We start from the raw sequence: 23,532 nt of genomic DNA, 5'->3' as shown, positions 1-23,532 counted from the left end.
CAGACTCCTCGGGCCGCGCGACGGGTCCGCCCCTCATGGGGTCACCCGCCGACGCCGGCTCGCGGCCCGCGTCCGTCGGCCGTACCAGAACCATGCCGCGGCGGCTGCCGCAGCCGCACCGGCGACTCCGCGGCGCAGCGCGTCGGGCCAGGGGTCGGGTGGCAATCGCCAGGACTCGTCCTCGGCACGGCAGGCGGGCGTCTGCACGTACCGGCCATGGCGAGGCACTTCCTTGTGGAAACCGTCCGCGAACCGACGCAGTCCGTGGGTGAGCGAGGGGCCGCTCATCGGCACACCGTGGCCCGGCACGAGTACGTTGGGGGACAGGTCGGCGAGGTCGCGCACCGACCCCAGCGCATCGCTCCAGTTCGACGTGAAGTACGCCGGCGGCCCGTGCAGTGTCGGGGTCTGCCCGAGGACGGCCAGCGCCGACTCCTGCCTGACGGTGATCAGCGCGTCGCCCGACAGCAACACGCGATCGGTGTCGCGGAACAGCGACACGTGTCCATCGGTGTGACCGGGCGTGTGCCACCAGCGCCAACCCGGCAGCGGTGGGACGCTGCCGTCCTCGGGCAACGTCAGCACACGCGTCCGGATGTCGATCGGGTGGGTCGGGAACAGGCGCGCGCTCCACGCCAGCAGCCCGCCTCCCACGGTCGGGTCGGGCGGCGGATACGCACGGCGCCCGGTGAGGTGCGGGAGTTCGAGCCGATGGGCGTACACCGGCACGTCCCAGACGCGCAGCAACGTGTCCAGTCCGCCGACGTGATCGAAATGCCCGTGGGTCAGGACGATGGCGCTCGGCGGGCGATCGCCGTGCCTGGCCCGTGCTGCCGACAGGATGGCCTCGCCCCAGCCGCGCAGTCCGGCGTCCACCAACACCCACCTTCCATCCCGCGGTTCCGGCTCGACGAAGGCCACGTTCACGATGCCCGTGCGCATCCACGCGACGCCAGGGGCAGCTTCTCGACTCGAGTGCATGTCGATCTCCTGCCCTCCTCCATACAAGGTGCGGGCCACACCGAGCCGCGGCGTGGGTACGGGTCGTGCACCAGAGGACCCTGGCGACGGGCAGCCGGCTGAGGCTGCCCGCAACGAGGAGGCACAACCATGCGCAGTACCGCCCGCCTGGCAGGTCACCCGGTCCATCCGATGTTGATTCCGTATCCGTTCGCGCTGCTGAGTGTGTCGACGATGTTCGACGTGCTCGATTCCCGGACGCGGGGCGCGTACGGTCGCACGGCCGGGCACCTGCTGGACGCCGGGTTGCTCGCCGGTGCTGCCGCGGCCGTCCCCGGCCTGATCGACTACGTCGGGACGGTCCCGCGCGGCACCTCGGCATCGCGCCAGGCGACGTGGCACGCCGCGATCAACGGCTCGGCCCTGCTGGCGTTCCTGCTCGCCCGACGTGAGCGAGGACGTGACGGCGCCACGAGTCGATCCGGCCTTGCGCTCTCGCTGCTCGGCACGGCGTTGCTGGGTGCCGGAGGCTGGCTCGGCGGGGAACTCGTCTATCACCACCACATCGGGGTGGACGAGGACGCAGGCGCGCGCCGGCGGGAGCGTGAGGCGACGCTGCTGACGCCCGTCGCTGGCGGTCGGGGTCGGGGACACCTTCAGCAGGTGCCCCCGGCCCTGGCCAGTGAGCGTTAGTCCTTCAGTTGGTGCGCCCGCGCCGGCGCTGTTGCGTCGGCCGCGGGTCGGCCTGCAACTGGGTGTCGTCCTCGCCCATGACCTTGAAGGACCGCGTCACCCGGGACCGGACGCCATCGGAACCCTCGAGCGTCGCCACGATCTGGTAATCGCCCGCCGGCAGTTCCTTCAGGTTGAACGTGTGGGCGCGCGCCCCGTCGAGTCCATCGAGTTGGCGTTCGGTGCTGGCGTAGAACGTCGCGGCGTCCACCGAGAGTTGCAGGCGCCGGTTGCCAGCCTCCGGTTGCACGCGCACGACGATGCGCATGTCGGAGCCCGCGAAGGCGACCACCGGAGAGAACGAGACCGACTGGATCAGCCGGGACGTCGGCGTGGCCTCGGCCACCTGGGCCTCGGCGGGCGCGGCCGGGGCCTGGGCGAGCACCGGTGACGCCATCACGCACAACCATCCCATCACTGCCATCGGCCGCAGCATCGACGCCGAAACGCGTGTACCCATGACACACCATCCCGAAGACGCGTGGACGCGCTGGCCGCGCAGGGTCCCCGTCCCTCCGTCACGCCAGCCTTGAAGCGGAGATAGCAACGTACAGCGATCCGCGGCCGGTCGCAAGAGGGCGAACGGGCAGGGCCGCTGCTGTCGGGTCACCGTGGGCTTTCATCCGCTCGCCACACGATTGCCACGTGTGAGTCGTAGTGACTCCCAGACCCACTGCCCCCGTGCCCCGGGGCGCATTGTCCCGCCCTCGACTTGGAAGGCTCCACGTGACCCACGCGTTCGCCCGCCCCCGCACCCTCGCCTTCGTCGGCCTCCTCCCGGTGCTCGCCGTCGGCCCGGCCGCGGCGCAGGGGCAGCGTCATCCGCCGAAGGCCACGCTCGGGGCGGCTGCGAGGCAGGCGCTCGTGCTGGCCGGCGAACCCATCGTCGACAGCAACAGCCCGGTCGTGTGGGACGCCGTGGACGGGGAGTCGCGCGTGTTCGTGATGACCTCGTTCGCCGGCGCGGCCCGCGTGTCTTCGGGCCAGCGCATCGGCGAGATCGTGGTGGGTGAGGCAGCGCAGTGGGACGTATGGCCCGACGGCGGGGCCTGGATGGAAGCCGTCGTCAAGGCAGACGACGGCACCTGGTACGGGTACTACCACAACGAGGTGGCGACGGCGTGCCCGGCCGATGGCCGCGTGCAGCCACGCATCGGTGCGGCCCGTTCGACCGACCAGGGACGCTCGTGGACCAATCTCGGCATCGTGCTCGAGTCGCCGGCCGCAGACTGCGGCAGCACGAACCAGTACTTCACCGGCGGTGTCGGCGACTTCAGCGTCCTGCTTTCGCCCGACCGCGCCGACGTGTACCTGCTCTACTCGCAGTACACGCCGGGTCTGGAAGGGCAGGGCGTGGCGCTGGCCCGATTGCCCTGGGCCGATCGGGACGCGCCGACGGGCCGTCCGTCGATCTGGGACGGACATGTGTGGCGACCGGTCGAGTCGACCTGGACCGACGAGGGTGACTTCGCGGGGTATGCCTATCCGACCGGCATCTCCATCTTCGAGGCTACCGATTCGCTGCACGATGGTGACAGCGCCGACGTCTTCTGGGGGCCGTCGGTGCACTGGAACGCTCACCTCGGGCAGTACGTGATGCTGCTCAACCGCGCGCGGACGCCCGGCTTCGGACAGGAAGGCATCTACGTGGCGTTCTCGCCGACGCTCGCCGAGCCGGAGAAGTGGACGGCCCCGGCGCGCATCCTCGCGGGCGGCGAGTGGTACCCGCAGGTGGTCGGTCTCGAGCCCGGCGTGGGCACGGACAAGGAGGCCGGCGAGGTGGTCCGCTTCTTCATGGCCGGCGTCTCGGAGTACGTGCTGACATTCAGCAACGACTGACGCCCTTCCCTGGCGCGGGGGGCATGCCCGGCCAGCGGCGCCTCGCCCGCGCCCAAGAGCGTCTCCTCATGGTTGCCACGCCGGTGGGCCCGTCGCCCACAAGGGACACCGCGAGGAGCGATGGCTGCCGCATTCGCTCGCGTACACGCCGCGGTGTCTGCCCGCGGTGACACATCAGCTGGTATCGCTCTTGCTCTGCACTGGTCGATGCTTTCTTCCTGGAGCACGCCCGTGATGAACAACATCAGACGTCTGGTGGTGACTGCTGCCGTCGTGGCCTCGTTCGCGCTCGTCGCCGACGAGGCGTTGGCGCAGCGAGGGGGCCGCGGCGGTGGTGGAGGTGGGGGTGGCGCCGCTCCTCGTGGCGGGCCTGCTGGCGGTGGACCCAGCGGTGGCCACGCGATGCCCCCCGGAGGAGGCACGGGACGGATGGCGGTGCCCCGCGGTGGTCCCGGCTACCCCGGCGGAGGGGGCCACTATGGCGGCGGCTACCGTCCGGTCTACGGGTATCCGGGCTACTGGGGCGGCTGGGGCCTCGGCTGGGGCTGGGGCGGCTACTGGGGCTACGGCGCCTGGGGCTGGTGGGGACCTGGCTGGTGGGGGCCCGGCTACGCGAGCAGCATGTGGTGGCCCGGGTTCGGGTGGTGGGGCGCGCCGGCGCTCTACGCCCCGCCGTACGCCATCTGGGGCATCACCAGTGAAGCGCGCCTGATGGTGCAGCCCCGCAACACCGAGGTGTACATCGACGGCGCACTCGCTGGCATCGTGGACCAGTACGACGGGGTGTTCCAGAGCCTCACGCTGTCGCCGGGGACGCACGAGATCGCGTTCTATCTCGAAGGTCACAAGAAGCAGGTGATGAACGCGTACGTCGCGCCTGGCACGACGCTCAAGGTGAAGCACACGATGGAGAAGCTGCCGGCTGGTGCGCCGGAGGACGAGCGGCCGTCGCCGCCGGCGCGCCCGCAGCCGGCGACCAATCGACTGCCCGGCGATCCGAATGCGCCCCAGGGCCAGGAACCGCCGACGCGCGCGCCTCGTACACAGGAGTCGGATCGCGTCGCCGGCGATGCCGGCCTGCTGGTGATCCGTGTGCAGCCGGCCGACGCCGAGGTGGTGATCGATGGCCAGCCGTGGACGCTTCCCGGCAACGGTCGTCCACTCGAGGTGCGGGTGCCCGCGGGGCGCGTGCGCATCGACATCCGCAAGCCCGGCTTTGCGCCGTTCTCGACCGAGGTCACCGTGACCGCAGGCGAGGTGACGCCGCTGAACGTGAGCCTGCCGTCGCGGGGACAGCAGCTCTAGTCGAACCCTCCCCGCCCCACGGCTCGGACGGAGGCGTCCTGCCCCCGTCCGGGCGCGTGAGCTCTCTCGCGTAGTGAACGCGGACGCGTGCAGCGTTCGCGGCTCATCATCGCGACCGAGCCCTTCCTCATACGCAGTTCTTACCGCAGTCCCGGCCAGCGACGCCCACGGGCGTCGCTGGCTCCTCGCTTGGCGTGGAGGATGGACTGGTCGGATCCCGATCAGCGGCGCCAGAGATAGGGCAGCAGTCCGTACCGGAAGAGCCTGGGCACGGTGTGGTTGGTCAGGCGCCAGCCTTCGGCCGACGTCCACCACCCCCAGCGCGACCACCGTGGTGCCGACGATGCATGCATGTCGTACAGGGTGACGTCCTTCCCCAGCCATGCGCGGCGCGCCGTGAGATGGGCACGCAGGCCTTCGAAGTCCGACATCACCAGGATCACGCGGCGCCAGCCGTGTGCCTCCAGGATCGGCCAGCTGAACTCGGCGTTCTCGGCGGTGTTGGTCGCGCGGTTCTCGAGGTGGACGCGCTCGGGAGGCACGCCTCGCTCGACGAGCCAGTCACGGAACCACTCGGCTTCCGTGGTGGCGCGACCCGGCATGCGCACGCCCCCGCTCACGATCAGGTGGGGCGCCAGGCCCGCCTGATGGACCGCGAGCGCCTGTCGAAGGCGCGCGTCCGCCTTCCACGGTTCGCCGCAGCCGAACACCAGCGCGACGTCGGCGGGCATCGCCGGCGGGTTGTACACGTCGAGGCTCCAGCCGAGCACGACGCAGCAGAGGACGAAGGCGAGGAGGAGGGCGCAGCTGAGGGCGACGAAGGCAATCACGGTCGAGCAGCCGCACCATACCACTGGCCGTGGGTTTGCTTCACGACCCCCATCATGATCTCCGGCATTGCACACGACATGGCCGCCGACGCACCTCGGTCGACAGGCTCCGGATCGCGTCCGCACGGGTCCGACCATGCCGCCCTGGTCGCGCTCGGCGGGCTGGCCGCGGCCGTCGCGGCCACCGCATGGTGGCGCGCGGCGCACGCCTACCAACTGCGGGGCCGCACCGTCCTCATCACCGGCGGAGTCCGCGGTCTCGGCCTGCTGCTGGCGCGCGAGTTCGGGCGCCGCGGCGCCCGCCTGGCGATCGTGTCGCGAACTCCTTCCGAGATCGGCCGTGCCGAAGACCAACTGCGCGCCAGCGGCCTGGACGTGATCGCCGAGTGCTGCGACGTGCGCGATCCGCGCGCCGTCGCCGACCTCGTCAGGCTCGTCGTCGGCCGCACCGGTCGCCTCGACGTCGTGGTCAACAACGCCGGCGTGATCCAGGCCGCGCCGTTCGAGCACGCGCAGCTCGAGGACTTCCAGGAGTCGCTCGACACCCACTTCTGGGGCCCGCTGTACCTCACGCGGGAGGCGCTGCCGTTCCTGCGGCGGGCGCCGGGCGGGGCGCGACTGCTCAACATCTCGTCGTTCGGCGGACGCGTCGGCGTCCCGCACCTGGCCGCCTACTCGGCCGGCAAGTTCGCGCTGGTCGGCCTGTCGGAGACGCTGCGCGCCGAACTCCACAAGGACGGCGTCCTGGTGACGACCGCCACGCCCGGCCTGATGCGGACGGGCTCGCACGGCAAGATTCTGGTGCGAGGGCAGCACGAGAAGGAGGCGCTCTGGTTCGGCGCCGGGGTGGCGACGCCGCTCACGTCGATGTCGGGCACCCGGGCCGCACGCGAACTCGTCGACGCGTGCGTCGCCGGCCGCGCGCACGCGACGCCGGGCCTGCAGTTCCGGTTGGCCGAGATCGCCGAGACGCTCGTCCCGCAACTGGCGGCCGGCGTCAAGGCGATCATCGCCGGGCGTTTGCTGCCCGGCCCGAGCGATCGCGCGACGGGCGAGGTCCGTCGCGCGACCAGCGAGGTGGGGTTCGGATGGCTGACGCCGCTGTTGCCCAACGCCGCCGCCCGGGCCAACAACGAGATCCGGTGACGCGTCAGGCGTGACGCGTCAGGCGTCAGGAGGCGCGCCTCACCGGAAGAGCAGCGGCGCCAACGTGCTCAGGTAGCGGCGCCACACCATCCACGTGTGCGCGCCGGGCGTCTCGACGAACTCGTGGGCGACGCCGCGCTCGGTGAGGAACGCATGCACCTGGCGGTTGGCCTCGATCAGGCCGTCCTCGGTGCCGCACGCGATCCACAGCAGCTTCAGCCGCTTGCCGGCGGCGGCGTTCAGCGAGGGAAACATCTGCGGCAGCTCCGACGGCTGCCCGAGCCCACCGGCGCTGAACGCGCCAATCCAGGCGAAGCGATCGATCGCGTTCAGGCCCACGAAGAGCGTCTCGGCGCCGCCCATCGACAACCCGGCGATGGCCCGCGCCTCGCGACGGGCATCGACCCGGTAGTCACGCTCGATCGCCGGGATCACCTCGGAGAACAGCGCATCGCGATAGCCCTCCATGCTCTTCATGCGCAGCTGCGGCGATCGTGCCCCGCGCGTCACGATCTCCGGTGCGCCGTAGCCGAGCGTCATCACGACGACCATCGGCACCATCGCCTTGCGCGCGATCAGGTTGTCGAAGATCACGTGCGCCTGGCCCACCGACGTCCACCCGCTGGCATCGTCGCTGAACCCGTGCAGCAGGTACAGCACGGGGTAGGTGGTGGCGCGCGCCGTGGCGTAACCGGGCGGCGTGTAGACGTAGTAGTCGCGGTGGTCGCCGATCCGCGCGGACTTGTAGAAGTGACGATGCAACTGGCCGCGCGGCACGTCGGCGACATCCCACGGCCGCTGGTCCTGGCCGGAGGCGGGGCCCGGCACGCGCACCATGTTGGACGGGTTCAGGAGGTTCGGCGCGATCCAGCCGTTCATCGGGTCGAGCAGCGACTGCCCGTCGACGTTGAACGTGTACTGGTAGATGTCGGGCTCGAGAGCCGCCGTGGTCGCCGTCCAGACACCCTGGTCGTCGCGGGCCATCGGCAGGCGCGGCGCGCCAGCGCGCGACACGGCGACGGCAGTCGCGTTCGGGGCGCGGAGACGGAACGTGATGCGCCCGTCGGCGTGCACCTCGGGCGAGACGAGCGGCGCAGGTGCTGCAGCCGGTGGCGCGGCAGGCGCCTCGGCAGGCGCCTGGGCGAGGGCCGGAGTGGCGCACGCCAGCGCGAGGACAAGGGCGGCAAGGGCTGAAGCAGGCGGTCGTCTCACTCGTGCACTCCGGGTCAGGGCGGCGGCGGGCCGCGGTCAATCGAGGCGGTGGAAGTCGAGGGTCGTCACGACGGGAAAGTGATCGGAGCCGTACGTCGACTCCAGGCGGCGATGCGCGGCGGTGACACCCGCCGGCAGTCGCACGAAGACGTGGTCGAGTCGCCAGCCGTTCTCCATCGTCGGGCGAGGGTCACTCGGTGGCCCGTGGGGGAAGGCCTCCCTGAGCAGGCGCAAGGCCTGCTCGTCGTCACCGAGCCAGGTGTTGAAGTCGCCGGCGAGGACGACGCCGTCGTCGGCCGCCTCGGGAGGATGCGCGTCGAAGCCGATCGCCTCGAGCAGGGCCTCCGCCTGGCGCGTGCGGCTCGCGCCGGCCCGCACCCACACGCGGCGCATGCCGGAGCGATTCTCCAGGTGGACACTGACGACGCGCAGGCGCCACGGACGTCCGTCGCGCGTCGTCGCGCGCACGTGGCCCGACAGCGCGACGCGCCGCTGGCGTTCGACGGGCAGCTCGATGGCGGCGAGATCCGCGATGGGCAGGGTCGACATGATCGCCGTCCCGCGATCGGCGGCCGAGGCGCCGGCCGGCTCGAGGCGATTCCGCTTGGCCGGCACGTACGCCAGGTGCCAGCCGAGGTCGACGACCACCGTGGGCACGTCGCGCACGCCGGTGTCCCGGCCGCCTCCGCCGGCGGTGGCGACCGCGGTGGCGCGCACGAGTTCCTGCAGCAGCAGGATCACGGCGTCGGGCGGCGCCTCGCCAGCGCCTGCCAGGAGGTCGCGGGCCAGCGAGACGATGTCGCCCCGTCCGTCGTGCATGTTCCAGGTAGCGACCATGACCCGTGAGGCGGGCCTTGCCGGCGTCGACCCGACGCGCACCAGTGGCGGCGCCAGGGGCGCGCAGCGGGCGTCGAGCGCCTCGCGCTCTTCCGGATCGACGGGATGGACCCAGGCGACCGCGCCGTCGGGCGCCGCGCGACAGCCATGCGACGGCGCCGACGCGGTCGTCATGCGCACCGGTGCCGCGCAGCCGACCAGCCAGGCGGCCACCATGCCAGTGGCGATGACGAGGCCGGGCAGCGAGGGGAGGCGCATGGCCGCTACGACTCGCGCGTCATCTCGATCATCGTCGGCCGGAAGCCCGCGTGCGCGAACAGGCGTTGCGCGGCCTGGTTCTGCGACGCCGTCCACAGCATCACGCGTGGCATGCCGCGCGACACCAACCACGCTGCCGCCGCCTCGAGCAGGGCCCGCCCTGCCCCCTGTCCGCGCGCCGATTCCTCGACGAGCAGGTCGTGCACGAACCCGCACTCGTCGCGCAGCTCCTTCCACGACAGCGGCTCGATGCCTGCGTACACGTACCCGACGACGCGTCCCTCGTCCTCGGCCACGTGAACGAAGGCGTCAGGGTCGTCGAGCTGGCTGCCGAGGAACCTCCCGTAGCCGGCCTCCGGCGCGTCACCGGGCGCGAGGAAGCGCTGCGGGTCGAACGCGTGGTGCTGGCGCATCAACTGCGCGCCGAGCCGGCCGAGGGCCGGCACGTCATCACGAGTGGCGGCACGAATCACCATGGGACACCAGGAGCGAGGCAGGGGCGGGGCCTGGGCCGCCGCCCCTACCGGACGCAGGAAGACCGAGTGGCATCGGCGCCGGTCATCGCGGCGGTTCCGCGGCTCGGGCGAGGCGCTCCTGCCGGCGCCCCAGCCAGAACGCGTTGGCCAGCCACACGGCCGACACGGGCACCGCGACCCAGGCGATGCCCGACAACGTGAGGCCCAGCCACCCCAGGGCGGCGTACGCCCACGCGCCGACCTGGTCGCCGAGCCGGTACACGACCGTGTCGATGAAGTTCTTGGCCTTGTACTTGTCCTCGCGCGGCAGCACGGTGAACAGCACCTCGCGGGTCGGCCGTGCGATGGCGAAATTGCCGGCGCGTCGGGCCACCTGCAGGACGACGATCGCCGCGATGGTCGGCGTGGCACCGAGCCACGCGAACCCGATCACGCTGAGCAGCGGCAGGATCGACAGGGTGAGCGCGACGCCGAGCGCCTTGAGGATCCGGCTCGTGAGGAACAGCTGGGTGACCAGGGTGAGCGCGTTCACCACGAGGTCGATGCGCGCGAAGAAGGCGGTGCGCGCCGCCCGGTCGGTGAAGGCCTTCGACGCGATGTCGGCCTGCTGGAAGTAGAGCAGCGTCGACGTGATCGCGAAGAGCAGCATGTACACGCTCACGTTGAGCAGGTACGGGTTGCCGACGGCGTGCGACAGGCCGGCGAGCATGCCCCCGCCGATCGGCGCCTCCTCGGCCGCCGTGCCCGTGCGGGTGCGCAGGTCGGTGGCGATGGCCGAGAGCCGACGCATCGAGAAGACCGCCACCTCGAGGAGCGCCACCGAGACGAGCAACAGGGGCGTGGAGCCGAGCACCGACACGAGCGAGGCCGTGATTGCCGAGCCGCTCATCGCGCCGACGGTCGCGCCGGCGGCGATGAAGCCGAACAGCCGCGCGCCCTGCTCGCGCGTGAAGACGTCGACGAGGAAGGCCCAGAACACCGAGACGACGAAGAGGTTGAAGACCGACGTCCAGATGAAGAACACCCGGCCGACCCAGATCTGCTGCGCGGCCGTCGTGACGAGCAGGAGCCCGAAGAAGACCAGCAGGTTGGTCTCGAAGAACCGGTAGGTGAGCGTGATGAAGCGCAGGCGGGGCAGCCTGGACACCAGCGCCGCGTACGGCGGATTGGCGAGCGCCATGCCGAGCAACGTCCCCGTGAACAGCCAGGGGAGGTTGTCGACGCCGCCCGCGACGCCCATGTCGTCCCGGATGGGCCTGATGACGTAGTACGCGCACAGCACGCAGAAATAGAACAGCGATGCCCACAGCAGCGCTGCCACCTCGCCAGGGCGCACGTCGATCAGGCGCTGGAGGACTCCCCGTCGTTCAGGCATGGTCGGCTAGTGTAACGACACTGACCCTCCCCTGCGTTGCACGGCGAGCCGCCGACCGTGGCCGGACACCCGCGCCGGCCGTCGCCCGCCGGCCCCTGGGCCGGCCCTGGCGAGCGCGCGCCGACCGGCGAGGCGGGCCGATGGGCCTCGGGGTTGCAGTCGCGCCGCCTGCTGGCCGATTCTTCCTTGCGCGGACCACGAGGCGGGCCACCGCGCCTGACCGACCAACAGAGGGAGAGACGACGATGCGTGTACGCGTGCTTGCCGCTACGGTGCTCCTGGCGGCCTCCGGGGGGTGTGCCACGGTGAAGGACGGCCTGAAGACGACGCCCGAGACGATCGTGCGGCCGGCCACGGGGACGCCGGGCACGTTCGTGCGCGATGACGGGACGCCCAACCTCAGCACCGCCTGCCTCTCGCCGATGATGGACCTGCAGGACAAGACGACCGTGCAACTGGTGCGGTCGCGCAACGGCCAGGGTGACTATCGGGTGCCCGCCGGCAAGTACGGGGTGGGCGCCAACGAGTTGCTGCGCATCGACTGCACCACCGGCGCACCGAAGGGCATCGTCAAGGAACAGTGACGCCCGGCGGCGTTGGCGGCAGGGCTGACCTCGGGACGTTCAGGCCGGGACGTCGGGCTGCTGCCAGGCGCTCATGCCGCCGTCGACGAGGAGCATCTGGCCGTGGACGTGCCAGGCCCCGTCGCTGAGCAGGAACACGGCCGCATCGCCGCACACGTCCGGCCCCGGCACCGCGCCGTTGGGCGTGTGCATCTGCATCCAGGCCATGGCCTTCGGATCGGACAGGAAGGCGTCGGTCAGCGGGGTCCGCACCAGGCCGGGCGCCATGCCGTTGACGCGGATGCCGTGTGGCGCGAGCGCCACGCACAGGGTCTTCACCATCATCTCCACGGCGCCCTTCGACGTGTCGTAGGCGGCGTGGTTCTGCTCGGCCAGCCGGCCGTTGATCGAGCCGGTGAACAGCACGCGCCCCTGCGTGCCCTCGGCCACCCAGCGTCGCGCGTACTGCTGCGTGAGGAAGAACGGCGCCTCGACGTTCAGCCGCATGGTGCGCGCGAAGGCCTCCGGCGTGACGTCGAGGAAGTGGGCGTCCTCGAGGTACGCCCCGGCATTGTTCACGAGCAGGTCGATGCCCGGCATTGCGGCGTGAGCGTCGCGGGCGAGGCGCGTGGCGGCCTCGACCGGCTGTGACGAGAGGTCGCCCTCGACCATCGCCACCTGCACGCCCGCGGCCAGGCACTGCGCGCGTGTCTGCTCGGCCTGCGCGTCGATGCGGAGGCCGTGGAGGACGAGGTCGGCGCCGGCGCGCGCCATCGCCACCGCGATGGCGCGGCCGACGCCCTGCGTGGCGCCGGTGATCAGGGCGCGGTGACCGCGCAGTGAAGACATGAGGGGAAGAGTAGAAGAGTAGAAGGGGAGAAGGAAAGAAGGCAGGGCGGGAAGGGGGAAGGGGGAAGCGGGAAGGGGGAAGGGGGGGCTGAACCGGTTACATAGGTAACAGAGTGGACCGGATGCATGGGTGACAGGTACGAGGGAGGCAGGAGGTCGGTCCTGCGATGCCCTGGAAAGAGACCTGTCCCACGGATCAGCGTGTGGCGTTCATCGCGGATTGGCTGCGCGAGGACTGGACGATGACCGGGTTGGCCGCCCGGTACGGCATCAGTCGCAAGACGGCCTACAAGTGGGTCGAGCGGTACGAGCCCGCGCCGGCGACGGGGCTCGGCGACCGCTCGCGGGCGCCGCACCAGCACGGGCGCGCCATGGCCCCCGCCGCAGCGCCGGACGCGCTACCCGGTGCCGCTCACGCAGCCCTTGGCGGACGCCACCGCGCCCAACGATGTGTGGTGCATCGACTTCAAGGGCTGGTTTCGGACGCAAGACGGCACGCGCTGCAACCCGCTCACCGTCACCGACGCCTGGAGTCGCGATGTGCTGTGCTGTCGTATGACGTCGCCGGATGCGCGCGGCGTGCGCCCGTGGCTGGAGCGCACCTTTCGCGAGTACGGGCTGCCGCGGGCGCTGCGCAGCGATAACGGGCCGCCCTTTGCCACGACGGGCGCGGGCCGCCTGTCCCAGCTCGCGGTGTGGTAGCTGAAGCCGGGCATTGCCCTCGACCGCATCACGCCCGGGGCGCCGCAGGAGAATGGCCGCCATGAGCGTTTTCATCTGACGTTGCAGCAGGACGCCAGCACCCCGCCCGCGCGAACCCCAGGCGCGCAGCAACGGCGTATCGATGCGCATCGGCGGCTCTTCAACGACGAGCGTCCGCATGAGCCCTGGACCTGCAGCCTCCCGCGACGCGCTATCGCGCCTCGCCCCGGCCCTACCCCGCGCGCCTCGAAGACCCGTGGTACGACGCGCAGCACCAGGTTCGCCGCGTGAGGCCCACGGGGCAGATCAAGTGGCAGGGCGGGCTGGTCTTCGTCAGCGAAGCCCTCCGGGGCGAGCTCGTCGGCCTGGTTGAAACGCCCCGCGGGGATTGGACCGTCCGCTTTCTCCAGGTCGAACTGGGCCGCATAGGGCGGCAGACGCGCCGCTTCACGCCTGGGTGGCACGGGCGCCGCGTCGCCCCCACACACTCATGAACGTGTCACCCATCTATCCGGTCTGAGCTGTTACCCATGCTTCCGGTTGCACAGGGGGAAGGCCCAAGGCCAGGGCCCAAGGCCCAAGGCCAAGGCCCCAAGGCCCAAGGCCCAAGGCCAAGGCCCAAGGCCCAAGGCCAAGGCCCAGGGCCCAAGGCCCAGGGCCCAAGGCCCAAGAACGACAACGGGCGCGCCCCGTGAGGAACGCGCCCGTCGGTGTCCTGGCAACGGCGGCTCTCGGTGCCGCCGTGCCCTACTGCTGCGCCGACGCCGTCGTGGTGGGCGTGGTGGGCAACGGACCGTACTCGCGGTCGGTGATCAGGCCAGGCATCGGCACCTGGTAGCGGCCGTCGGGGCCGGCGATCACCGGCGCGGGGCCGTTCTCGGTCAGCTTGTCGACGTTGGGCGCGAACTCGTGCGGGCAGTTCAGCATCTCGTCGTAGGTGATCACGCGGCCCGTGTGGGCGGCCATGCGCCCCATGCTCGTCACGAGGCTGGCCTCGACGCCGCGCTTGACCTCGTTGTACGGCCGATCGTTGCGGATGGCCTCGAGCAGGTCGATCCACTCGACGCGGTACGGGTTGCGCTCGTTCTCGGGGTACGCCCAGGCGAGGTTGCCGGCCTCGGGAAGGTGGCCGTTGTAGATGCGGCTGCGGGCCGGGGTGTGCTCCTTCGACGAGATCACCGCCAGGCCCTTGGTGCCGTGCGCGTAGGAGGCGAACTCGCTCCAGGCACCGGTCATCGTCCGGCCATCGAGGTGCATCTTGGTGCCGTCGGGGAACGTGTACTCGACGGCGTACGTGTCGAAGTTCTGGTCGACGTAGTCCTCGCGGTAGTGGCGACCACCGACCGCCTGCGCCTTGATCGGCCAGGCTTCCTTGATCATCGCGCACTCGTCGATGTTGTGGATGTAGAAGTCGGAGTACATGCCGCCAGACGCCCACAGGAAGCCGTGGAAGCGGCGCAGCTGGTACATGACCTCGGACATCGGCTGCGTGGCGTCGCCGACGACCTGCGGCGTGATGCCGCCCTTGACCTGCTTCTTGGTGAAGGCCGACCCGCCCGGGCCGTGCATGCGGTAGGCCCGCATCGAGATGATCTCGCCGACCTGGCCGTCGCGCACGCGGCGGAGCAACTCGTTGCGCGCGTCGCAGTGACGGCACATCAGGCCGACGCCGACCTTGAGGTTCTTCTTCACGGAGAGCTCACCGAGTTCGAGCATCCGCTTGGAGGTCGGCCCGTCGACGGTGACCGGCTTCTCCATGAAGACGTTGAGGCCCTTCTTGATCGCGTAGTCGAAGTGCACCCAGCGGAAGGCCGGCGGCGTCGCCAGGATCACGACGTCGCCCGGCTTGAGCACGTCCATCGCCTTCTGGTAGCCGTCGAAGCCGAGGAACCTGTGCTCCTCCTTGACGGCCATGTTCTCGGCGATGCGGTTCTGCAGCGACTTGTAGCTGCGCGTGAGCTTGTCCTCGAAGATGTCGGCCATCGCGACGAGCTTGAGCGGCCCGTTCTTGGTCGCCATCGCGTCCACCACGGCGCCGGTCCCGCGGCCGCCGCAGCCGACGATCGCGAACTGGATCGTGTCGCCGACCGCGCCGTGCACCGCCGGGGCGTTCAGCGCCGAGAGTGCCGACGCCGCCGCTGCCACCTGGCCGAGGCGCTGCCCGAACCCGCGCCGTGAAAGTTCGCCTTGCTCACCACTCATCGTGTCGCCCTCCTGGGCCCCATGGGGAAATCCTCCCAAATATACGCCCGCCCGGCCGGGATGCAGCCGCGAAAATGCCCGTGTAGGCCGACGCTGACAGGCCGGCGCTCCCGGGCCAGGCCGACGCCGCCTCAGGCGGGCCTCGGTCGCCCGCGCTCGCCGATCACCGCCCACGGGTGCGGCGACTGGCGCGGCTTGAGCCCGAACGGCGTGATGGCCCGGTCCTTCACGTGGGCCAGCGCTTCCTGCACGTCGTCGGTGACCAGCAGGAGGTCGAGATCCTTGGCGCCGATGGTCCCCGCCCCGACCATCTCGGTGAGTTGCCGGACGAGTGGCGCCCAGTAGTCCCGGCCCATGAGCACGACCGGGAAGGACTGCACCTTGCCCGTCTGGATCAGGGTCAGCACCTCGAACAGCTCGTCGAGCGTCCCGAGGCCGCCGGGCAGCGCCACGAAGGCGTACGAGTACTTCAGGAGCAGCACCTTGCGCACGAAGAAGTACTCGCAGGTGAGCCACCGGTCCAGGTAGGGGTTGGGCGCCTGCTCGAACGGCAGCCGGATGTTGCAGCCGACCGAAAAGCCCCCGACGTCCTTGGCGCCACGATTGGCGCCTTCCATGACGCCCGGCCCGCCGCCGGTCATCACGGTGAACCCCAGCGTGCTCAGGCCCGCCCCGACCTCGCGCGCCAGCTGGTAATAGCGATGGTGCTCGTCGAAGCGCGCCGACCCGAACACGGTGACGCACGGCCCCGCGAAGTGCAGCACGCGGAAGCCATGCACGAAGTCGCGCACCGAGGTGAGCACGAGGCGAAGCTCCCTCAGGCGCGAGTGCGGCCCTTCGAGGAGGACGCGATCGGCGCCGGCGCTCCTCGGCGCCCGCGGCAGGGAAGGCGAAGAGGGACGGTCCACGACTGGCGCATCCATGCGCACAAGGCTACCGCGCTTCCCGTTCCACTGTCGCGGTGGGCGACATGGCGGCATGTCACTGGCGTCACCGGAGTACGATGCGGGGATGACCGATGGACCTCCCAAGAGCCGACTCGAACTCGTGATGGAGAAGCTGCGCCAGCAGGACGAGGCCAGGGGGATCACGCAGGTGACCCTGACCGACGCCCAACGCGAGCAGATCGCCGAGGCCCGGCGCCAGCACGAGGCCCGTGTCGCCCAGCGCCGCATCATGCACCAGGCCGCCGTGGCCGGTCGCTTCGATCCGGAGGCGACCCTCGAGCGCGAGGCCGAGTTGAAGCGCGACCTCGATCGCTTCGAGCGGGAGCACGAGGAGAAGCTGGCCAGGATTCGGCGAGGCGAGTAGGCATCCGATACCCGCTAGCCGAGACCCGGGAGTACCATCCCGCTCACATGACCTGCCGGGCTCTGCTGCCGGGCGCGGCTGCCATCCTCGCCCTCGTCGTGCTGGCCGGCACGGCGCGCGCACAGGCGCCGGTCACCACTCTGGCCTGGGAGTCACTGCCGCCGGTGCCGGTGCCGCGCAGCGGCCACGTCACGGGCCTGCTCGCCGGCGCCCTGCTCGTTGCCGGTGGCACCGACTTTCCCGTCAGCCCGTTCGCGGGCGGCACCAAGACGTGGCACGCCGACGCGTTCCTGCTGCCACGCGGCGCCACCGCGTGGCAGCGTCTGCCGTCGGACGTGCTGCCTCGCCCACTCGGCTACGCCGCGGTCGCCCAGGACGGATCACGCCTGGTGGTGGTCGGCGGCAACGACGCGACCAGGCACCTTGCCGACACGTTCGCGCTCACGCTGGCCGACGGGCGGGTGACGCGGGCGTCACTGCCGGCCCTGCCCACGCCGCTCGCCATGGCCGGCGGCGCCGTCCTCGGGCGCTCGCTGTTCGTGGTCGGCGGGCAGGTGTCGCCCGCCGACACTGCGGCGAGCCGCCGCGTCTGGGCGCTCGACCTCGACATCCCCGGAGCCCAGTGGCGCGAGGTCGCGCCGCTGCCCGGCGACGGCCGGATCCTGCCCGTCGTCGTCGCGCAGGCCGGCGCCCTCCACGTGATGAGCGGGGCCGCGTTGGCGCCCGGGGCCGACGGCCGCGCGGCGCGCACGTACCTGGTGGACGCCTGGCGGTTCACGCCCCGGACCGGGTGGACCGCCATCGCGCCGGTGCCCAGGCCAGTCGTCGCGGCGCCTGCCGTCCCGTGGGGACAGTCGCACGTCTTCGTGCTGGGAGGCGACGATGGCGGGCTCGCCTCGCAGGTGGCGACGCTGCGGGAGCGGCACCCCGGGTTCAGCCGCCAGGTGCTGGCGTACCACGCCATCACCGACACCTGGACGTCGATCGGGGAGATTCCCACGCCGCTGGTGACCACGGCCGCCGTGCGCGACGGTGAAGGCCTCGTCGTGGCCGGTGGCGAGGATCGGCCCGGGCACCGCGCGGCGACGGTATCGCGCGCCACGCTGGTGGTCACGGCGCGGGCCTTCGGGTGGCTCGACTACCTGGTGCTGGCCGCATACCTGCTCCCGCTGGTCTGGATCGGCAGGCGCTTCTCCCGGCAGGACGACACGCGCGAGGACTTCTTCCTCGGCGGGCGGCGCGTCCCGTGGTGGGCGGCCGGCCTGAGCATCTACGCCACGCAGTTGAGCGCCATCACGTTCCTGGCGATCCCGGCCAAGGCGTACGCCGAGGACTGGACGTACCTGCCGGGCAACCTGAGCATCGTGCTGATCGCCCCGGTGGTGATCCTGTTCTACCTGCCGCGGTTCCGCGCGTTGCAGGTGACCACGGCGTACGAGTACCTCGAGCACCGGTTCGGCCTCGCGGTGCGGTTGCTGTGCAGCGCGTCGTTCGTGGCACTGCAGTGGGCGCGCATGGCGATCGTGCTCTACCTGCCGGCGCTCGCCCTGGCGGCCGCCACCGGCATGGACATCCGCCTGTCGATCCTGCTGATGGGCGGGCTCTGCACGGTCTACACGCTGCACGGTGGCATGAACGCCGTGATCTGGACCGACGTGCTGCAGTCGGTGGTGCTGCTCGGCGCCGTGGTGGTCGCGCTGGTGTTGATCGTGATCGGCACCGGCGGCGATCCCGCACAGGTGATCGGGGTCGGCCGGGCCGCAGGGAAGTTCCACATGGTCACGTGGACGCCCGACCTCACCATCGCGTCCATCTGGGTGGTGTTCTTCGGCAACCTGGTGTCGCACCTGGTCCCCTACACGGCCGACCAGGCGGTGGTCCAGCGGTACTTCACGACGCGGGACGAGCGGCAGGCGCGGCGCGCGATCTGGCTGGGCGCCGCGATGGCCGTGCCGAGCTCGCTGCTGTTCTTCGGCGTCGGCAGCGCGCTCTTCGCCTTCTACCGGACGCACCCCGGCCTGCTGAATCCCTCCACCCCCACCGATGCGACCTTCGCCTGGTTCATCGCGCAGCAGATGCCGCCCGGAGTGTCGGGGCTGGTCGTGTCGGGCGTGTTCGCGGCGGCGATGTCGACGCTGAGCGGCAGCATCAACAGCATCGTGACCGCCATCATCACCGACTTCACGGCACGGCTCGGCGGGCCGCGCCCCGAAGTGGCGCAGATGCGGCTGGCGCGCCAACTCACCCTCGTCATCGGCCTTGCCGGCACGGCCAGCGCGCTCGGGCTCGCCACCTGGGACGTGCGCTCGCTGTGGGACGTGTTCCTGCAGGCGCTCGGCCTGTTCGGCGGCGGCCTGGCGGGCATCTTCGCGCTCGGCATCTTCACGCGGCGGGCCAACGCCGCCGGTGCTGTCGTCGGGTTGGTGGCCAGCGCGCTGGTGCTCGGGTGGGTGCAGCAACGCACGCCCGTGCACTTCCTGCTGTACGCCGGCATCGGCACGGGGGCGGCCTTCGCGCTCGGCTACCTGGCGAGCCTCGCCTGGCCGGCGCCTGCCGCGGAGGCACGATGACCAAGCTGGCCGGCGTGCTCCTTGCCTGTCTGGCATTCGGCGGCGGTGTGGGCGTCGAGCCGGCCCGGCCCCCGACGGGGCAGCCGCCCGCCGCGGCAACGTGGCGCGATCCGGAGCAGGTCGACGTGTTCGTGTCGGGAGAGGGCGGCTACCACACGTACCGCATCCCCTCGATCATCGCGACCTCGTCGGGTGCGTTGCTCGCCTTCGCCGAGGCGCGCAAGGGCGGCGCCGGCGACGCCGGCGACATCGACCTCGTGTCGCGGCGCAGCGAGGACGGCGGGCGCACGTGGGGGCCGATGATGCTCGTCGGCGACAACGGCCCGAACACGTTCGGCAACCCGTGTCCCGTGATCGACCGCGACACCGGCACCATCTGGCTGCTGACCACGCACAACCGTGGCACCGACCGCGAGCGCGACATCCTGGCGGGCACGTCGGCCGGCACGCGCACCGTCTGGGTGCTGAAGAGCCTCGACGAGGGCCGCACCTGGTCCACCCCGGTGGAGATCACGGCGAGCACCAAGCAGGCAGACTGGACGTGGTACGCCACCGGCCCCGGCATCGGCATCCAGTTGCAGGGCGGACGCCTCGTCATCCCGGCCAACCACGCGGTGGCCGGCACGCAGGCGCATCGGTCGCACGTGGTGTACAGCGACGACCACGGCGCCTCGTGGCGCATCGGGGCGATTGCCCCGGAGGGCACCAACGAGAGCCAGGCGGTGGAACTGGCCGACGGTCGCCTGATGCTGAACATGCGCAACCACCCGCCGCGGCCACGTAACCTGCGGGCCGTCGCGGTGAGTGGCGACGGTGGTCGGACGCTCGGGCCGTTGCGCTTCGACGAGGCGCTGCCCGAGCCGCCGGCGCAGGCCAGCCTGCTACGGTACTCGACCACCGAGTCGGGTGGTCGCGCCCTCCTGCTGTTCACCAACCCGTCGGGGCGTGGCCGCGAGCGCATGACGATCCGCCTGAGCGAGGACGAGGGTGAGACCTGGCCGTTCTGGCGCGTGCTGCACGAGGGCCCCGCGGCGTACTCGTGCCTCGTGGTGCTGCGCGATGGCACCATCGGCGTGCTCTACGAGCGCGGGCAGCAGAGCGCGTACGAGCGCCTCACGTTCGCGCGCGTCGACCTCGCGTGGGTGAGGCAGGGCAGGTAGGGTAAGGCATCCCATCCATCGAGGTCGACCACGCCGCCCTGCCTCTGTGGAAGACAAGGAGATCACGACCGTGGACGCACTGAAGGGGATCCTGCCGGCGCTCATCACGCCCTTCGAGGAAGACGGGCGGGTGGCGACGACGAGCCTGGAGCGCCTTCTGGCGCGCCTGTTCGACGCCGGCGTGCACGGCACGTACATCTGCGGCACGACCGGCGAGGGGCTGCTGATGTCGGTGGAGCAACGCTGCCGGGTCGCCGAGATCGCTGTCGCCAACACGCCGCCGGGGCATTCGGCGATCGTCCACGTCGGGGCGGCGTCGTTCGAGGACGCGCGCGACCTCGCGACGCACGCCGGACGCATCGGCGCGACGGCGATCAGCAGCCTGCCGCCCGCCGGGCCGGGCTTCGGGTTCCCCGAGGCGCGCCGGTACTACGCGGCGCTCGCCGCGGCGAGCCCGCTGCCGCTGGTCGTCTACTACTTTCCGGAGGCGTACCCGGCGATTCGCACCCTCGACCACCTCGAGGAGATCTGCGCGCTGCCCAACGTCGCCGGCGTCAAGTTCACCGACTTCGACCTGTCGGTGCTGTCGGCGATCGCCAAGCCCGGACGGGTGGTGTTCAACGGCCGTGACGAGGTGCTCGCTGCCGGCCTGTTGATGGGCGCGCACGGTGGAATCGGTTCCTTCTACAACCTCGTCCCCGACCAGTTCGTGGACATCGACGCGCTGGCGCGCGCCGGCCGCTGGAGCGAGGTGCGCGAACGGCAGGACTCGGTCAACGCGCTCATCACCGCGGTGCTGCGCTTTCCGTTGTTCCCGGCCATCAAGCAGGTGCTCACGTGGTCGGGCATCCCCTGCGGGCCGTGCCTGGTCCCGCGCGCGGGGCTGTCGGTGGAGCAGCAGGATGCGCTGCGCAAGGCCCTCGCGGCGCCGCAGATCCGCGCGGTGTTGCCCGACGAGTGGACCGGGTAGGGCTTGGGTGCCCCACCCCGCCGTCAGCTGCCATGGCCGCGCCCTGCCTGGGCGTCACACGCGTCCTGCGAGGCTCGCGACGGCGGCCACCAGTTCGACCGGCTGCACCGGCTTGGCCAGGTGCGTCTGGTAGCCGGCCAGGAGCGCGCGGGTGCGATCCTCCGATCGCGCGAACGCCGTGAGGGCCGCGGCCGGCACGCTGCCGCCGCCCTCGGCGCCCAGCGCCCGCACCTGCTTGATCAGGTCGTAGCCGTCCACGTGCGGCATGCCGATGTCGGCCAGCAGCACGTGCGGGTGCTCGCGCGCACACAGCGTCACCGCCTCGTGGGCCGAGGTCGCGGTGAGCACCCGTGCCTCGTGGTCCTCCAGCACCCGCCGGATCACCGCCAGCGCGTCCGGTTCGTCGTCGACCGCCAGCACGGTGACGTCGGCCAGGCTCACCTCGGGCTGCGTGGACGGCGGATGCGACGCCTGCAACCCGCCGACCTCGTGATCGTCCGGCGGCGCCGGCGGTGCCACCGGCTGCCGTGGCAGGGTCACCACGAACGTCGCGCCTCGGTCGGCGCCCTCGCTGCGCGCGCTCACCTGGCCGCCATGCAGTTCCACGATCTGCTTGACGATGGCCAGGCCGAGTCCCAGGCCGCCGTGCATCCGCGTGGTCGACGCGTCGGCCTGCCGGAAGCGCTCGAAGACGTGCGGCAGGAAATCGCCGGCGATGCCTTCACCCGTGTCGGTGATGGTGAGGCGGACGTCGGGGCCGGCGGCCTCGAGGCGGACGTGCACCTCGCCACCGCGCGGCGTGAACTTCACGGCGTTGCTCAGCAGGTTCCACACGACCTGCGGCAGGCGCGTCGCGTCGCCGCGCACCGCCGTCGCGCCCTCGTCGAGCATGATCGCGATGCCGATCCCCTTGGCCTCGGCCGCCGGGCGCGCCGTCTCGACGGCGTTGGCGATCACCCGGCGCATGTCGACCGGCTGCACGTCGAGGCGAATCGTGCCGGTGACGATCCGGCTCATGTCGAGGAGGTCCTCGATGAGCCGCGCCTGCGCCAACGCGTTGCGCTCGATGGCGCCTAGGCCCTGGGCGATGGTCGTCTCGTCGGCACCACGCGCGAGGATCTGCGCCCACCCCAGCATCGCGTTGAGCGGCGTGCGCAACTCGTGGCTGATAGTAGCGAGGAAGTCGTCCTTGAGCCGGCTCGCCCGCTCGGCCTCGGTGCGGGCGTGCCGTTCGCGTTGCAGCAGGGCGGCCCGCTCGAGTTCGTTGCGCTTTCGTTCGGTGACGTTCTTGAAGAAGATCGCCACCTGCCGTGCTTCGGGATCGCCGAAGCGGAACGCATACACGTCGAACCAGCGCTGCATCGCGGCCGCGTAGTTCTCGAAGCGCGCCGGCTCGCCGGTGAGCGCCACCCGGCCGTAGGCGCGTACCCACCACCGGTCGAGGCCCGGGACCAGCTCGAGCGCCGTGCGGCCGACCGGCTCCCGCAGGCCCGTCGCGCCGTCGAACGCGGGATTGGCTTCGAGGAAGCGATAGTCGCGCGGCTCCCCCTGCGCGTCGAGGAGCACCTCGACGATGCAGAAGCCGTCCTCGATCGAGTCGAACAGCATGTGATACCGGGCTTCGCTGGCGCGGAGCGCCGCCTCGGTGGCCTTCTGCTCGGAGACGTCGCGGAGGATGCCGCTGCGGAACGCGGGGCGTCCCTCGGCATCGGGTTCCACCGCCCAGTGGTCGGCAATCCACCGGTACTCGCCCGAGTCGGCGCGGAAGCGGTACTCCACCCGGCCGCGCTGCATGCGGGTGCTGGCTTCGACCACGGTCCCGACGCGGGCGCGGTCCTCCGGGTGGATCCTGTCGATCAACTCGTCGAGGGGCATGGCCTGCAGGACCGGTGCAGGCACGCCCATGACACGTTCGAGGGCCGGGCTCAGGTAGTCGTACGTGTCGGTGCGGAGGTCGCGGCGGTACGCGGCGTCGATCGAGTGGGCGACGATCGCCTCGACGCGCGCCGCATGGGCGCGCCGGACGCGGCCGGCCCAGTGGCACCCGAGCATGGCCAGCGCGGCGCCAGCAAGTGCCGCGCCCAGGAGAAGCGCGGCGGCAGGCAAGGAAAGGAACATCGGCGCCAAGCACTGTAGCAAGGCCGAGGGGTATGGAGACAGTCGCAAGTGGAGTGTCGCCAATCGCGGCCAATTCCTGAAGAAACTCCGTGGAGGGCCGATTGCTCCCGACAATAC

At 71.3% G+C, this 23,532-nt stretch carries 20 protein-coding genes and 1 pseudogene; 10 read left to right on the top strand and 11 right to left on the bottom strand.

Annotated elements, in window-relative coordinates; translation table 11 throughout:
• Positions 1-33: 33 nt before the first annotated feature.
• Entirely contained in the window at positions 34-981 is a 948-nt protein-coding gene (locus TBR22_RS17310; protein ID WP_239489098.1) for an MBL fold metallo-hydrolase, read from the bottom strand.
• A gap of 129 nt (positions 982-1,110) precedes the next feature.
• Here TBR22_RS17310 and TBR22_RS17305 point away from each other — a divergent pair, with 129 nt between their 5' ends.
• Positions 1,111-1,653 carry a DUF2231 domain-containing protein gene (locus TBR22_RS17305; protein WP_239489097.1) on the top strand — a complete coding sequence of 181 codons (543 nt, stop codon included), beginning with the start codon at positions 1,111-1,113 and terminating at the stop codon, positions 1,651-1,653.
• 4 nt (positions 1,654-1,657) lie between these two features.
• On the opposite strand, the gene TBR22_RS17300 is transcribed toward TBR22_RS17305, so the two are convergent.
• Entirely contained in the window at positions 1,658-2,152 is a 495-nt protein-coding gene (locus TBR22_RS17300) for a hypothetical protein (protein ID WP_239489096.1), read from the bottom strand.
• Between the two features lie 266 nt (positions 2,153-2,418).
• On the opposite strand from TBR22_RS17300, the gene TBR22_RS17295 reads away from it, so the two are divergent.
• Together TBR22_RS17295 and TBR22_RS17290 are read left to right on the top strand one after the other, a co-directional pair.
• The gene (locus TBR22_RS17295; RefSeq protein ID WP_239489095.1) at positions 2,419-3,531 is read left to right on the top strand and encodes a hypothetical protein; all 1,113 of its coding nucleotides are present in this window, start codon (positions 2,419-2,421) and stop codon (positions 3,529-3,531) included.
• Positions 3,532-3,960: 429 nt separating this feature from the next.
• On the top strand, positions 3,961-4,836 hold the full coding sequence (locus tag TBR22_RS17290) for a PEGA domain-containing protein (protein ID WP_239489094.1): 876 nt from the start codon (positions 3,961-3,963) through the stop codon (positions 4,834-4,836).
• Positions 4,837-5,057: 221 nt separating this feature from the next.
• Here the strand turns inward: TBR22_RS17290 and TBR22_RS17285 are convergent, their stop codons facing one another.
• Positions 5,058-5,666 (bottom strand): YdcF family protein, encoded by a 609-nt coding sequence (locus TBR22_RS17285; RefSeq protein WP_239489093.1) that lies wholly within the window; start codon positions 5,664-5,666, stop codon positions 5,058-5,060.
• 54 nt (positions 5,667-5,720) lie between these two features.
• Here TBR22_RS17285 and TBR22_RS17280 point away from each other — a divergent pair, with 54 nt between their 5' ends.
• Entirely contained in the window at positions 5,721-6,812 is a 1,092-nt protein-coding gene (locus TBR22_RS17280) for an SDR family oxidoreductase (RefSeq protein ID WP_239489092.1), read from the top strand.
• 39 nt (positions 6,813-6,851) lie between these two features.
• On the opposite strand, the gene TBR22_RS17275 is transcribed toward TBR22_RS17280, so the two are convergent.
• The 4 genes from TBR22_RS17275 to TBR22_RS17260 form a co-directional block, all read right to left on the bottom strand.
• Positions 6,852-8,024 carry an esterase family protein gene (locus TBR22_RS17275; protein ID WP_239489091.1) on the bottom strand — a complete coding sequence of 391 codons (1,173 nt, stop codon included), beginning with the start codon at positions 8,022-8,024 and terminating at the stop codon, positions 6,852-6,854.
• A 36-nt stretch (positions 8,025-8,060) separates the two neighbouring features.
• Entirely contained in the window at positions 8,061-9,119 is a 1,059-nt protein-coding gene (locus TBR22_RS17270; RefSeq protein WP_239489090.1) for an endonuclease/exonuclease/phosphatase family protein, read from the bottom strand.
• 5 nt (positions 9,120-9,124) lie between these two features.
• The gene (locus TBR22_RS17265; protein WP_239489089.1) at positions 9,125-9,595 is read right to left on the bottom strand and encodes a GNAT family N-acetyltransferase; all 471 of its coding nucleotides are present in this window, start codon (positions 9,593-9,595) and stop codon (positions 9,125-9,127) included.
• 82 nt (positions 9,596-9,677) lie between these two features.
• Complete coding sequence (locus tag TBR22_RS17260) at positions 9,678-10,970, bottom strand: NTP/NDP exchange transporter (protein ID WP_239489088.1); 1,293 nt, start codon at positions 10,968-10,970, stop codon at positions 9,678-9,680.
• A 245-nt stretch (positions 10,971-11,215) separates the two neighbouring features.
• Between TBR22_RS17260 and TBR22_RS17255 the strand changes: the two genes are divergently transcribed.
• Entirely contained in the window at positions 11,216-11,554 is a 339-nt protein-coding gene (locus tag TBR22_RS17255; RefSeq protein WP_239489087.1) for a hypothetical protein, read from the top strand.
• Positions 11,555-11,593: 39 nt separating this feature from the next.
• Here TBR22_RS17255 and TBR22_RS17250 read toward each other — a convergent pair whose 3' ends face one another.
• Entirely contained in the window at positions 11,594-12,382 is a 789-nt protein-coding gene (locus tag TBR22_RS17250) for an SDR family NAD(P)-dependent oxidoreductase (protein ID WP_239489086.1), read from the bottom strand.
• 167 nt (positions 12,383-12,549) lie between these two features.
• On the opposite strand from TBR22_RS17250, the pseudogene TBR22_RS26950 reads away from it, so the two are divergent.
• A pseudogene (locus tag TBR22_RS26950) lies at positions 12,550-13,578 on the top strand (DDE-type integrase/transposase/recombinase).
• Between the two features lie 253 nt (positions 13,579-13,831).
• Here the strand turns inward: TBR22_RS26950 and TBR22_RS17240 are convergent.
• Together TBR22_RS17240 and TBR22_RS17235 are read right to left on the bottom strand one after the other, a co-directional pair.
• Entirely contained in the window at positions 13,832-15,286 is a 1,455-nt protein-coding gene (locus TBR22_RS17240; RefSeq protein ID WP_239489084.1) for a Gfo/Idh/MocA family protein, read from the bottom strand.
• Positions 15,287-15,417: 131 nt separating this feature from the next.
• Complete coding sequence (locus TBR22_RS17235) at positions 15,418-16,089, bottom strand: TIGR00730 family Rossman fold protein (RefSeq protein ID WP_239489083.1); 672 nt, start codon at positions 16,087-16,089, stop codon at positions 15,418-15,420.
• 208 nt (positions 16,090-16,297) lie between these two features.
• Here TBR22_RS17235 and TBR22_RS17230 point away from each other — a divergent pair, with 208 nt between their 5' ends.
• The 4 genes from TBR22_RS17230 (at position 16,298) to TBR22_RS17215 (ending at position 21,297) form a co-directional block, all read left to right on the top strand.
• Positions 16,298-16,597, top strand: coding sequence for a hypothetical protein (locus TBR22_RS17230; RefSeq protein ID WP_239489082.1), 300 nt, complete (start codon positions 16,298-16,300; stop codon positions 16,595-16,597).
• 47 nt (positions 16,598-16,644) lie between these two features.
• A complete protein-coding gene (locus TBR22_RS17225) occupies positions 16,645-19,167 on the top strand; it encodes a sodium/solute symporter (protein WP_239489081.1) in 2,523 nt (840 codons plus the stop codon).
• Positions 19,164-20,327, top strand: coding sequence for an exo-alpha-sialidase (locus TBR22_RS17220; protein ID WP_239489080.1), 1,164 nt, complete (start codon positions 19,164-19,166; stop codon positions 20,325-20,327). Before TBR22_RS17225 ends, TBR22_RS17220 begins: the two co-directional genes overlap by 4 nt.
• Positions 20,328-20,397: 70 nt before the next feature.
• Positions 20,398-21,297 (top strand): dihydrodipicolinate synthase family protein, encoded by a 900-nt coding sequence (locus TBR22_RS17215; RefSeq protein WP_239489079.1) that lies wholly within the window; start codon positions 20,398-20,400, stop codon positions 21,295-21,297.
• Between the two features lie 54 nt (positions 21,298-21,351).
• Here TBR22_RS17215 and TBR22_RS17210 read toward each other — a convergent pair whose 3' ends face one another.
• A complete protein-coding gene (locus tag TBR22_RS17210) occupies positions 21,352-23,415 on the bottom strand; it encodes an ATP-binding protein (protein WP_239489078.1) in 2,064 nt (687 codons plus the stop codon).
• Positions 23,416-23,532 lie beyond the last annotated feature (117 nt).

This window comes from Luteitalea sp. TBR-22, assembly GCF_016865485.1.
In the GTDB taxonomy this organism is placed as follows: Bacteria; Acidobacteriota; Vicinamibacteria; order Vicinamibacterales; family Vicinamibacteraceae; genus Luteitalea.
This window is presented reverse-complemented; position numbering and strand designations above follow the sequence as displayed.